The sequence below is a fragment of the Streptomyces boninensis genome (assembly GCF_048572725.1).
Classification (GTDB): domain Bacteria; phylum Actinomycetota; class Actinomycetes; order Streptomycetales; family Streptomycetaceae; genus Streptomyces; species Streptomyces boninensis.
This window is the reverse complement of the sequence record NZ_CP183837.1, coordinates 6,941,992-6,955,149: the sequence shown is the minus strand read 5'-3', so window position 1 is coordinate 6,955,149 and position 13,158 is coordinate 6,941,992. Positions and strand designations below refer to the sequence as shown.

Sequence of the window (13,158 nt, the reverse complement as noted above, 5' to 3'; positions counted from 1 at the left end):
GGGCGTTCGGTCCTGTGCGGCCCGCGCCGGTCGGCCGGGCCGCGTGGTGGTGCACCGCTGGACCCGGCCGAGCAGGGTCCCGGCGTGGGAGTGGGTCCAGCGGTCGTGCATGGGTGGCGCGTTGGTACGGGTCGTGGCAGGCGCCGGTCAGGCCGGGTCCTGCCAGTCCTCGGCGAACTCGGCGAGTTCGTCCTGGCCGAGGGTGATCAGCGGGTCGTTGTCCGGTGCCGCGGCGTCCGGCTGTGCCGCGGAGTCGAGTTCCCGCACGGCGGTGGCGAGGGCGGCGACGGTCTTGTGGGTGAAGACGTCCCGCGGCGACATGTCCAGGCCGTCGGCGCGGGCCAGCGTGACGAGCCGGATGGAGACGATGGAGTCGCCGCCCAGGTCGAAGAAGCTGTCGTCGATGCCGACCCGCTCCGCCCCGAGCGCCTTGGCGAACAGGGCACACAGCTGTGTCTCGCGCGGCGTGCGCGGTCCGCGGCTGTCGCTGCCGGCGGAGAAGTCCGGCTCCGGCAGCGCGTCCGGGTCGAGCTTGCCGCTCGGGGTGACGGGCAGCCGGTCCAGGACCACGACGGTCGCCGGGACCATGTACTCGGGCAGCGCGGACGCCACCCGGTCGCGGAGCTTCACCGGGTCCGGGACCGTCTCGGCGAGCGCGGCCACGTACCCGACCAGGCGGCGCCGTCCCGGCTGGTCCTCCCGTACGATCACGGCGGCCTGGGTGACCGCCGGGTCCTCGGCCAACACCGCCTCGATCTCTCCGGGTTCGATCCGGAAGCCGCGCACCTTGACCTGCCGGTCGGCCCGGCCGAGGTACTCCAGGACGCCGTCCGCCCGCCGCCTGGCCAGGTCGCCGGAGCGGTACATGCGGGTCCCCGGCGGCCCGTACGGATCCGCCGTGAACCGCTCGGCGGTCAGCCCGGGCCGGTGCAGATAGCCGCGGGCCAGGCCGGCCCCGGCGAGGTACAGCTCGCCGGGCGTGCCGACCGGCACCGGCCGCAGCGCCCCGTCGAGGACGTACACCCCGGCGCCCACGACCGGCGCGCCCAGCGGCGGGCTGGTCCGCCCCGCGAGCGGCCCGCTCATCGTCGCCATGACGGTGGCCTCGGTGGGGCCGTACGCATTGACCATCCGCCGCTCGTCCGACCAGCGTTCGACCAGGTCGGGCGCGCAGGCCTCGCCGCCCACCACGAGGGTGACCCCGGCGGGCAGTGCGCCCCCGGACAGCACGGCGAGCGAGGAGGGCGGCAGCAGGAGCGTGGTCACGCTGTACCTGGCCACGGTCTCCGCCAGCGCCGGGCCGGGCAGGAGTTGGTCGGCGGGGGCGGTGACGGCGGCGGCGCCGGTGAGCAGCGCGGTGGCCAGTTCCCAGACCGAGGCGTCGAAGCTGGGCGACGCGAAGAGCAGCACCCGCTCGTCGGGCCGCAGCGCGAGCCCTTGGCGCTGCTGGGCGACGAGCGCGGCGATGCCGGTGTGCGGCACGAGGACGCCCTTGGGCTTTCCGGTGGAGCCGGAGGTGTAGATGAGGTACGCGCCGGTGCCCGGACGCAGCGGCGCCGTACGGTCGGCGTCGGCCAGGTCCGTACCGGAAAGGGCCGCGATCGACGCCTCCGTCTGCGGGTCGCCGGCCTCGTCCGCGGCGCGCAGGTGCAGGGTCGCGGTGGCGCCTGCCTCGGCCATCAGCGCGGCGCCTTCGGCCGTGGTCAGCACCAGGTCGGGGCGGGCGTCGGCGACGATGTAGCGCAGCCGGTCCATCGGGTAGGCCAGGTCGATGGGCAGGTAGGCGGCGCCGCTCTTCAGCACCCCGAGGACGGCGCGGACGGAGCCGGCCGACTTGGGCATGGCGACCGCGACGATGCTCTCCGGGCCGATGCCGCGGGCCGTGAGGGCGCGGGCGAGCCGGTTGGCCTCGGCGTTGAGGTCGCCGTAGGTCAGCTCCCGCGCGCCCTCGTACACGGCCACCGCATCCGGGGCCTTGCGCACCTGCTCCTCGAACAGCGCCGGGAAGGTGGCGGCCGCCGGGGTCCCGGCGGGATCGGCCAGGTCCAGGAGCGCGTCCCGCGCCTCGGGCGCGAGCAGCTCAAGCCGCCCGATGGGGGTGCCGGGCGCCTCGGTGAAGGCCAGCAGCACGGCGCGGACCCGGTCGAGCATCGCGGCGGCGGTGTCGCGGGGGAACAAGTCAGTGCGATAGCTCAGTTCGACGCTGAGCCGCTCGCCGGGCACCACGACCAGGCTGAACGGGTAGTGCGAGGCGCCGGGCGCGGGCGTCTCGTCGACGGATATCCGCAGCCCGGGGACCTGGTCCTGGACCGCGTCCCCGTCCACGGGCGTGTTCTCGAAGCCCACGACGGTGTCAAAGAGTTCGCCGATGCCGACGGCGCGCTGCACCTCGGCGAGGCCGGTGTGCTGGTGGCCGCGCAGCTCCGCCTGCGTCGCCTGGAGCGCGGCCAGGGCGTCGGCGAGCGTACGGCCGGGGGCGAGGTCCACCCGTACCGGAGCCGTGTTCATCAGCAGGCCGACCATCTCCTCGGCGCCCGCAAGCCCGGGCGGCCGCCCGGCGGTGGTGGCGCCGAAGACGACGTCCTGACGGCCGAGCAGCTGGCCGAGGGCCACCGCCCAGGCGCCCTGGATGACGGTGTTCAGGGTCAGGTCCGCGGCCCGGGCGGCGGCGGTCAGCCGCTCGGTGGCCGCCGGGTCGAGCACGGTCGTGACCAGCTCGGGCAGCCCGCCCGCGGCGGCCTCGGCACCGGGCGCGACCAGGGACGGCTCGTCGAGTCCCGCCAGCGCCTCGCACCATGCGGCGAGGGCCTCGTCCTCGTCCTGCGCGTCAAGCCAGCGCAGGAAGCCGTCGAACGGCACCGGCACTTGGCCCCGGTCGCTGCCGCCGGCGGCGTAGCAGGCGAAGAGGTCCCGGAAGAGCAGCGGCAGGGACCAGCCGTCGAGCAGCATGTGGTGATGGGTGAGCAGGAGCAGATGCTCCTCGGCGCCGAGCCGGATGAGGGTGACCCGCAGCAGCGGCGGCGCGGCCATGTCGAAGCCGCGCAGCCGGTCCTCGGCGAGCAACGCGGCGAGCCGGTCGGCGCGGTCGGCGTCGGGCAGCTCGGAGAGGTCGATCTCGTGCCACGGCGCCCGTACGCCCTCGTGGACGAGCTGCGCCGAGCGGCCGGACGCGAAGGTGGTGAACGAGGCGCGCAGGGCGGCGTGCCGGGTCAGCAGCGCGTCGAAGGATGCGCGCATGACGGCCGGGGAGAGGGTGCCGGTCAGGCGCAGGGGGCGCTGGGTCACGTAGACGTCGACGGCGTCCGCGGCGAGCAGGGCGTGGAAGTGCATGCCCTGCTGGAGCGGGGTCAGCGGCAGGACGTCGGCCACCTGGTGCCCTGCGGCGTCGAGCTCGGCGAGTTCGGCGGCGTCGAGGCTGATCAGGGGGCCGCGGACCTGGGTGTCGGGGGTGGTGGCCTGCTTCGGGTCGATGTCCTGGGCGATGGCGGCGAGTCGGGCGATGGTCTTGTGGACGAAGATGTCCTTCGCGCTGAGCACCAGCCCGGCCGCGTGGGCGCGGGACGCCAGGCGCATCGATGAGATCGAGTCGCCGCCGAGGTCGAAGAAGCTGTCGTCCACGCCGATCTGCTCGCGGCCGAGGACCTCGGTGAATACGTCGTGCAGCTGCTGCTCGCGCTCGGAGGCCGGGGCGCGGTAGACGCCCGCGCTCGCGAATACGGGATCGGGCAGCGCTCGCCGGTCGACCTTGCCGTTCGGCGTCAGCGCGAACTCGTCGACCACGACGATCTGCGCCGGGACCATGTACTCCGGCAGCACCTTCGCGACCTGCTGCCGCAGCCGCTCGGGGTCGACAGCGGCGGCACGCACATAGCCGACGACCCGGCCTTCCGACACCGCCACCACGGCCTGTGCCACCGACGCATCCGCCGCCAGCACCGCCTCGATCTCCCCCAGCTCGATCCGATGCCCACGCACCTTCACCTGGAAGTCCGAACGGCCGCAGTACTCCACCACCCCGTCGGCGCTCCGGCGCCCGAGATCCCCGGTCCGGTACATCCGCTCGCCCGCGCCGCCGAACACATCGGCGACAAACCGCTCCCCGGTGAGCCCAGGCCGACCCGCATAACCCCGAGCCACCCCCGACCCACCGATATAGATCTCCCCGACCACACCCACCGGCACCGGCCGCAAAAACCCGTCCAGCACATACACCCGCGTGTTGTCGGCAGGCCCGCCGAGCGCCGGCCGGCTGGTCGTGTCGGCGTGGCAGAACATCGCGTCGATGGTGCATTCCGCCGGGCCGTAGAGGTTGTAGACCGACAGCCCCGGTACGTCCCTGAGCTCGGCCCACAGGTCGTCGCCCACCTCTTCCCCGCCGAGCGCGAGGGTGCGGACGCTGCGCCGGTCGGCGGCGCACAGCCCGGCGGCCAGCAGCTGCCGGGCGACGGACGGCGTGGTGTCGAGAACGTCGATCGCGGTGTCGGCCAGGTGGGCGACGAGGGCGAGGGCGTCCTTGCGGAGGGTGTCGTCGACGATGTGCAGCTCGTGGCCCGCGACCATCCACAGCAGCTGGCTGAAGGAGGCGTCGAAGCCGAGGGAGTTGGTGAGGGCGGCCCGTAGCGTACGGCCGCCTGCTCTGGCCCGCTCGGGCTCGAAATAGTTCGCCCGGTGGCTGTGGAACATGTTCACCAGGTTGCGGTGCTCGACCGCGACGCCCTTCGGACGGCCAGTGGAGCCGGAGGTGTAGATGACGTAGGCGAGGTCGGCGGGGTCGAGGGGCCGGCCGCGCTCGGCGTCGCTGAGGTCGGCGGTGTCGGCGGGCCGTTCGGCCTTGTCCAGCAGCAGCGTCGTACCGTCGGCGGGCAGCCGGTGTGCCGTCGTGCTGTCGGCGATGACGACGGCGGGGCCGGCCTCCGCGCAGATCCCGGCGATCCGCTCCGGCGGGTGGTCGACGTCGATCGGGAGGTAGCCGGCGCCGGACTTCCACACCGCCAGGATGGCGATGACCGCGTCGGTGGTACGGGGCAGGGCCACGCCGACGAGGCCGCCGGGGCCCGCGCCTTGGGCGCGCAGAGCGCGGGCCAGGCGGTTGGCCTCGGCGTTGAGGCGCGCGAAGGTCAGGGCGGCGGCGGGGTCGGAGACGGCGGGCGCGTTCGGGGTCGCCCGTACCTGCTCCTCGAAGACGTCCGGGAGGGTCTGCGGCGGGTTCGCGGCGGTGCGCCCGGTGGCGGTGACGAGGTCCTTGCGCAGCTCGGCGTCCGTCCAGAGCGGCACCTGCGCGGCCGGGGCCTCGGGGCGGGCGGCGATCTCCCGGAGGATGGCGCCGAGGCTCGACAGGACGGCGGTCGCGGCCTCTTCGGTGTAGACGTCCTCGCGGTAGTTGAGCTCGCAGCGCAGCCGCTCGCCCGGGTAGGCGGCGAGGCTGAGCGGGTAGTGGGTGCCCTCCGGGGTGGCGTCGGTGGCGTCGCGCAGGACGCTGACGGTGAGGCCGTCCACCGATGCGCCGGAGACGGCCTGCTCTACGGGGAAGTTCTCGAAGGCGACGGTGGTGTCGAAGAGTTTCGGCCTGCCGACGGCCCGGTGGATGTCGGCAAGGCCGAGGTACTGGTGGCTCATCAGGGCCGTCTGCTCGTCCTGGATCCTGGCGAGCAGCCGGACGATGGCCTCTTCAGGGTCGATACGGACCCGGGCGGGCACGGTGTTGATCAGCAGGCCGACCATCCGGTCGCTGCCGGGGAGCTCCGGCGGGCGCCCGGCGACGGTGTTTCCGTACACGACGTCGTGGCTGCCGGTGAGCGAGGTGAGGAGCAGGGACCAGGCGCCCTGGATCACGGTGTTGACGGTGAGCTCGCGGGAGCGGGCGAGCTCGGTGATGCGCCGGGTCACGTCCTGCGGGAGCTCGGCGACGACGCGCCGCTGGCCCCGGTCGGCGGACCCGGTGCCGGTGCCGTCGGCGACCAGGGTCGGGCCCTCGATCCCGGACAGGGCGTCGCGCCAGGATCTTTCGGCCTGGTCGCGGTCCTGCCGGTCGATCCAGCTCAGATAGTCGGCGAACGGCGCCACCGGCTCGAGCCCCTCGGCCGTGCCGCCGGCCGCGTAGATCCGGAACAGGTCGCTGAGCAGCAGCGGGACCGACCAGCCGTCGAGCAGGATGTGGTGGTTGGTGAGCACCAGGACATGCCGGTCGGCCGCCAGCCGGATCAGGGTGAACCGCAGCAGCGGCGGCCGGGCCATGTCGAAGCGGCGGGCGCGGTCCTCGGTCAGCAGCCGGGCCAGCCGGACGCCGCGCTCGTCGGCGCCGAATCCGGAGAGGTCGACGGTCTCCCAGTGCGGCTCCACCGCTCGGGCGACGGCCTGCACGGCCTCGCCCGAGCGGCGCCTGAGGAAGCCCGCACGCAGGCTTCCGTGACGGTCCAGCAAAGCCGCGCTGGAGCCGCGCAGCACCTCCGGGTCGAGGGCACCGACGATTTCCAGAGGTGTCTGCACGTTGTAGAAGTCGATGGCGTCGCCGTCCGCCGCGCCGCCGTCGTACTGGGCATGAAACAGCATGCCCTGCTGCAGCGGGGTCAGCGGAAGCACGGCTTCCAGGGATGTCTGCTTCACGATGTTGCCTCCCACTGAGCTTCGAGCTCGTCGAGTTCGCCGGCGTCGAGGCGGATCTGGGCGTCGGGGGTGGTCGCCTCGCCGGGATCGATGTCCTGGGCGATGGCCGCGAGCCGGGCGATGGTCTTGTGGACGAAGATGTCCTTCGCGCTCAGCAGCAGCCCGGCCGCGTGGGCGCGCGCCGCCAGCCGCATCGACGTGATCGAATCGCCGCCGAGGTCGAAGAAGCCGTCGTCCACGCCGATCCGCTCACGGCCGAGGACCTCGGCGAGTACGTCGTGCAGCAGGCGTTCGCGCTCGGAGGCCGGGGCCCGATAAGCCCCTGCGGAAGCGAATACGGGATCCGGCAGCGCCCGCCGGTCGACCTTGCCGTTCGGCGTCAGCGCGAACTCGTCGACCACGACGATCTGCGCCGGGACCATGTACTCGGGCAGCACCCTTGCCACCCGCTGCCGCAGCCCCTCCGGGGCCACACCATCAGGACCGGCCGCTCGCACGTAGCCGACGACCCGGCCTTCCGACACCACCACCACGGCCTGCGCCACGGACGCATCCGCCGCCAGCACCGCCTCGATCTCCCCCAGCTCGATCCGATGCCCACGCACCTTCACCTGGAAGTCCGAACGGCCGGAGTACTCCACCACCCCATCCGCACCCCGACGGCCCAAGTCGCCCGTCCGGTACATCCGCTCGCCCGCACCGCCGAACACATCGGCGACAAAGCGCTCCCCGGTCAGACCGGGCCGACCCGCATAACCCCGGGCCACCCCCGGCCCACCGATATAGATCTCCCCGACCACACCCGCCGGCACCGGCCGCAAGAACCCGTCCAGCACATACACCCGCAGGTCAGCGAGCGGCGTGCCGACGGGCACCGCCTTCCCGCCACCCGCGCGAGCAGGCCCGGTGGTCGTGTAGACGGACACCTCCGTCGGCCCGTACTGGTTGTGCAACTCGGCGCCGACCACCGCATGGAACCGGTCGGCGAGCGCACCGGTCAGCTGCTCCCCACCCACGAAGACCCGCTCGAGCCCGGTGCATTGATCAGCCCCCGGCTCCCGCAGAAAGACCTCCAGCGTGGACGGTACGAACTGGGCGACCGTGACGCCCTCGGCCCGGATCAGCCCGGCGAGATAGCCGGGCGCCTCCTCGCCGTCCGGCCGCGCCACGACCACCGACGCGCCATGCTGCAGCGGCCAGAAGATCTCCCACACCGAAGGGTCGAAGCTGAGCGACGTCCGCTGCAGCACCTTGTCGGCGGGGCCGAGCGGGTGCCGCTCCTGCATCCCCGCCAGGTAGTTGGTGACCCCGGCGTGAGTGACCACGATGCCCTTGGGCCGCCCGGTCGAGCCGGAGGTGTACACCACGTACGCCGGGTGCTCCGGCAGCAGTTGCGGCTCCGGCGCGGAAGCGGTGGCGGCCTCCTTGTCGAGTACGGGCAGCAGGTCGTCGTCGATGACGAGGACGGGCCGTACCTGCTCCACCATGTAGGCGATGCGCTCGGCCGGATACTCCGGGTCGAGCGGCAGATAGGCGGCCCCCGCCTTGTGGATCGCGTGCAGTACGGCGATGAGCTCGATCGAGCGCCGCAGCTTGACCGCGACCACCTGCCCGGGCCCGGCGCCCCTGGCGGCCAGCGCCCCGGCGAGGCGGCCGGCGCGGGCGTCCAGCTCGGCGTAACTGATCCGGATTCCCTCGCAGCTGACGGCCGGCGCGTCAGGGGTACGCCGCGCCTGCGCCGCGAACAGGGCCGGCAAGGTGGTGGCAGCCACACCCGACTCGGCCGCCGCCGGGGCGAGCGCGGCCCGCTCGGCGTCCGTGAGCAGCGGCATTCGCCCGACCCGGCGATCCGGATCGGTGGCGAAGGTCGCCATGGCCAGCCGCAGCCGCGTGGCACACGCCTCCACGTCGGCCTCGTCGAAAAGGTCCCCGCGATACGTGAGTTCCAGCCGCAGCCGCTCCCCCGGCACCGCCGACAGGCTCAGCGGATAGTGCGTGCCGCCGGTCGGATCGGCCTCCTCGACGGTGATGTCGAGGCCCTGCGCCTGCCGCAGAATCGCGTGCTCGTCGATCGGCGCGTTGCCGAAGACCACGGAGGTGTCGAACAGCTCCCCGTACCCGGTCAGGCGGTGCAGCTCGGGCAGCCCGAGGTGATGGTGCTCGGCGAGCGCGATCTGCTCGTCCTGCACCCGGGACAGCAGCGCCGACAGCGGCTCGCCCGGCCGCAGCCGCACCCGTACTGGCACGGTGTTCATCAGCAGGCCGACGATCTCGTCCACGCCCACCAGCCGCGGCGGGCGGCCCGCGACCGTACCGCCGAAGACGATGTCGTCGCGCCCGGTGAGGGTGTGCAGCAGCAGCGACCAGACGCCCTGGACCACCGTGTTGAGGGTCAGGCCGCGGGCGCGCGCGGCGTCCTCCACGGCGGCGGTGAGCTCGGCGGGCAGCTCGGCGACCAGCAGCCGGGGCATGGCATCGGCCGCGGCTTCCGGGCGGCCGGGGGCGACCAGGGTGGGGCCGTCGAGTCCGGCCAGCGCCTCCCGCCAGGTGCCTTCGGCGGTGGCCCGGTCCTGCGCGGCCACCCAGGCCAGGAAGGAGCGGTACGGAACGGGCGCCGGCAGCGCCGCCTCGTCGCCGTGCAGCAGGGCGAGCAGGTCGCGCAGGATCAGCGGCAGCGACCAGCCGTCGAAGAGGATGTGGTGGCTGGACAGGGCGACGAGGTGCCGCTCGTCCGCCAGCCGGATCAGGCTGAAGCGCAGCAGCGGCGGCCGCGCCATGTCGAACCGCTGCCGCTTGGCCTCGGCGAGCACCTCCGCGAGCCGCGACTCCCGCTGCTCCGGCGGCAGTCCGCGCAGGTCGTGCTCGTGCACCGGCACCGCCGCGGTCTTGGCGATGAGCTGCAGCGGCTCGCCCGACTCCGCCTGCGTGAAGGCGGCGCGGAGGGCGGTGTGCCGGTCCACGACGGACTGGCAGGCGCGGCGGAAGGCGGCGGCGGACAGCGGGCCGGAGAGCCCGAAGACCTTCTGGACGTTGTAGGCGTCGGCGCCGTCGGAGACCCAGGAGTGGAAGAGCATGCCCTGCTGGAGGGGGGTGAGCGGCAGTACGTCCTCCAGGCCGCCGTTCTGGGCGAGCCGGTCCCGCTCGGCGCCCGGCAGTGTGACGAGCTCGGCCGGTGATGCATCCGAAGCGCCGCCGCCCGCGAGTTCACCCGCCGCGTGCTCCGCCAGCGCCGCCACCGTCTTGTGCGCGAACACCGCCTGCGGGCTGATCGGAAGCCCGGCCCGGGTCGCCGCCGAGGCGAGCCGGACCGCGACGATCGAGTCGCCGCCGAGCTCGAAGAAGTTGTCGTCGATGCTGATGCCGCTGGCGCCGAGCACCTCGCCGAACAGCGCGCACAGCCGCTCCTCCCGCTCGTCGCGCGGGGTCCGGCCGTCGCCGGAGCCGGTGTACTCGGGTGCGGGCAGCGCCCGCTGGTCGAGCTTGCCGCTCCCCGTCAGCGGCAGGTCCGGCAGGATCACCACCGCGGCCGGGACCATGTACGGGGGCAGCTTGCGGCCGACCAGGTCCCGTATCGCCGCCGCTTCGGGGCGGGCGTCGGCGGCGGGCACCACGTACGCCACCAGCTGCTTCACGCCCGGCCGGTCCTCCCGTACGACGACATTGACCCGGCCGACCTCGGGCGCCCGCGCGATGACGCTCTCGATCTCGCCGAGTTCGATGCGGAAGCCGCGGATCTTGACCTGCCGGTCGATGCGGCCGAGGTAGGTCAGCTCGCCGTCGGGGGTCCAGGAAGCCAGGTCGCCGGTGCGGTACATGCGGGTGCCCGGCGGGCCGTAGAGATCCGCGACGAAGCGCTCGGCGGTGGGGCCCGGGCGGTTGAGGTAGCCGCGGGCGAGGCCGGGGCCGCTGAGGTAGACCTCGCCGGCGACGCCCGGCGGGACCGGGCGCAGCGCCGGGTCGAGGACGCGGAGGCGGGTGCCCGGAGCCGTGCGGCCCATCGGGGGGACGATGCGGCCGGACAGCGCGGGCGTCTGGGTGGCGATGACGGTCGATTCGGTGGGCCCGTAGCCGTTGACCATGAGCCGTCCCGGCGACCAGCGGTCGACCAGCTCGGGCGAGCAGGCTTCGGCGGCGGCGACCAGGATGGTGCCCTCGGGCAGCCCGTCCGGGGGCATGACGGCCAGGGCGGAGGGGGTCAGCAGCAGGCAGTTGACGCCGAGTTCATGGACCAGGTCGGCGAGCGGCGGTCCCGGGGTGAGCCGGTCCGTGGGGGCCACTACGGCGGCCGAGCCCGTCAGCAGGGCGCAGCACAGCTCCCATACGGAGGCGTCGAAGCTGGGCGAGGCGAACTGCAGCACCCGGTTGTTCTCGGTGAGGCCGAGGAGCGCGCGCTGGTGGGCGAGGTGGCCCGCGAGTCCGGTGTGGGTGACGACCACGCCCTTGGGGCGCCCTGTCGAGCCGGAGGTGTAGATCACGTACGCCGGGTGCGTGACACGCAGCGGCGCCAGGCGCTCGGCATCCGCGACGTCGGTGTCCGGGAGGTCGGGCAGCGGGCTCCCGGTGGGGCTGTCGGCCTCGTCCAGGTACAGCCGTTCCACGCCCGGGGCGAGCCCGTCATAGTCCACATCTCGAGTGGTCAGCAGCAGCATCGGCGTCGTGTCGTCGACCATCGCGGCGACGCGGGAGCGCTGGTAGTCGAGGTCGATCGGCAGATAGGCGGCGCCCGACTTCAGCACGCCGACGACCGCCGTCAGCGCGGCCATGCCGCGCGGCAGCGCGAGGGCGACCATCCGCTCGGGGCCCGCGCCGCGGGCGATGAGGGCCCTGGCCAGGCGGTTGGCGCGGGCGTTGAGCTCGGCGTAGTCGATGCTGCCGGCCGCGGAGATCAGCGCGGGCCGGTGCGGGGTGGCCCGTACCTGCTCCTCGAACATGTCGGGGAAGGTGCGCGTCGGCACCGCCTCCGTGTGGCCTTCGAGGCCGCCGGCGGCGAGCACCCGCGCGCGCTCGTCGGGCGTCGTCACGTCGGTCGCGGCGAGCGGCCGGTCGCCGGGGGCGGCGAGGAAGCGCTCCAGGAAGCCGGTGAAGCGCCGCTGGTGGGCAGCCAGTTCCGCGGCGCTGTAGCGGTCCGGGTTGGCGTCCAGCTCGATGCGCATGCCCTTGCCGTCGGGGTCCGCGTGGCAGGTGATGTTCAGGTCGGATACGGGGCCGCCGGACAGCGCGGTCAGCTTGGCCTCGCGGCCCGCGAGATTGCTCTCGGAGCCGGCCGGCATGATGTTGACCAGGGCGCCGAAGAGCTGCTCGTTGGAGCCGAGCAGCCGCAGCTCGCGGCGGAGTTCGTCGTACGGGAAACGCTGGTGTGCCAGCAGCTCGCCGAGGCGGCGGCCGACGTGCCGCAGCAGCTCGGTGCGCCCGGCGGCCGGGTCGACGGAGATGCGCAGCGGCAGGGTGTTGGAGAGCATGCCGGGCACGTTCTCCGAGCGGGCGCCGAGCCGGGCGGTGACGGGCACGCCGATCGCCAGGTCGGCCGCCCCGGTCATGCCGTGCAGATACGCGCCGACCGCCGCCAGCATCACCACGCTCCACGGGACCCGGACCTCGCGGCCGACCGCGCGCAGGGCGTCCTGCTGCGCCTCGGGCAGGTGGATGGTCGCGGAGAGGGCGCTGTGCGCGGTGCCGGTCGGGACTCCGGGGGCGAGGCTGACCGTCTCGAACCGGTCGGCGAAAAGCTCGGTCCAATAGGCCTGGTCCCGCTGGTAGTCGGCGGAGGCGCGGTACTCCGCCTCGTCGCCGAGGAGGTCGGTGAGCGGGCCGAGCGGGCGGCCGGACAGCGGCTCGCCGGCGACCAGCTGCTCGTACACCTCGGTGATCCGCCGGGAGTGCCGCACCGAGCCGTAGCCGTCGGAAAGGATGTGGTGGCTGCGCTGATACCAGAGGTAGTGGTCGTCGCCCACCCGCATCAGCACATGCGCCGACAGCGTCCCGGTGAACAGGTCGTAGGCCCGCCACCGGTCCCGGTCCATCAGCTCGCGGGCGGCGGCCAGCGGGTCGGGCTCGCCGGTGAGGTCCACCTCCTGCCACGAGGAGCAGCCGAGGTCCACCGGCCGCTGCCGCGGGCCGTCGGCCAGCTCCACGAACTCGACGTCGAAGCTCCCGCTCTCCCCCTCCGACTGCCGCACCGCGCGGGCCAGCAGCGGGCCGTCGACCGGCCCCCGGATCTCCATGACCACCACCGTGTTGAAGGCGGGGTTGGCCGGGTCGAGCCGCTGGGCGAAGAAGATCCCCCGCTGGGCGGCGGTGAGCGGGAGCAGGTCGCTGCCCGCCGGGTTGTTCCGTACGACAGGTGCGTCGAGTTCTGCGTCAAGTGAAGTCATTCGAGGTGTCAACCACTCTCTCGGGAACCGCTGGAGCATGACCTCCAGTGAGCTTCGAGCCAGCAATTCAGGGCGATGCTGCACGGTTTCGCCGAGTACTCACCAGGCAAGCGACCGGCAATCGCGGTGACCGGCGAAGCTGCCGCCCTGCCCCCTCGGAGTTACCTGCCGCTTGCCTGGAGGA

The 13,158-nt window shown here is 73.6% G+C and carries 2 protein-coding genes; both read right to left on the bottom strand.

The features are described 5' to 3' along the window. Positions 1-147: 147 nt before the first annotated feature. A complete protein-coding gene (locus ACNNMR_RS31820) occupies positions 148-6,603 on the bottom strand; it encodes an amino acid adenylation domain-containing protein (RefSeq protein WP_419998139.1) in 6,456 nt (2,151 codons plus the stop codon). After that, the gene (locus ACNNMR_RS31815; protein WP_419998138.1) at positions 6,600-12,974 is read right to left on the bottom strand and encodes an amino acid adenylation domain-containing protein; all 6,375 of its coding nucleotides are present in this window, start codon (positions 12,972-12,974) and stop codon (positions 6,600-6,602) included. The genes ACNNMR_RS31820 and ACNNMR_RS31815 overlap by 4 nt, the downstream gene beginning before the upstream one ends. Between the last annotated feature and the right edge of the window lie 184 nt (positions 12,975-13,158).

Coding starts and splice junctions, on each gene's coding strand:
- ACNNMR_RS31815 (WP_419998138.1), bottom strand. CDS start 12,974: ATGACTTCACTTGACGCAGAACTCGACGCACCTGTCGTACGGAACAAC.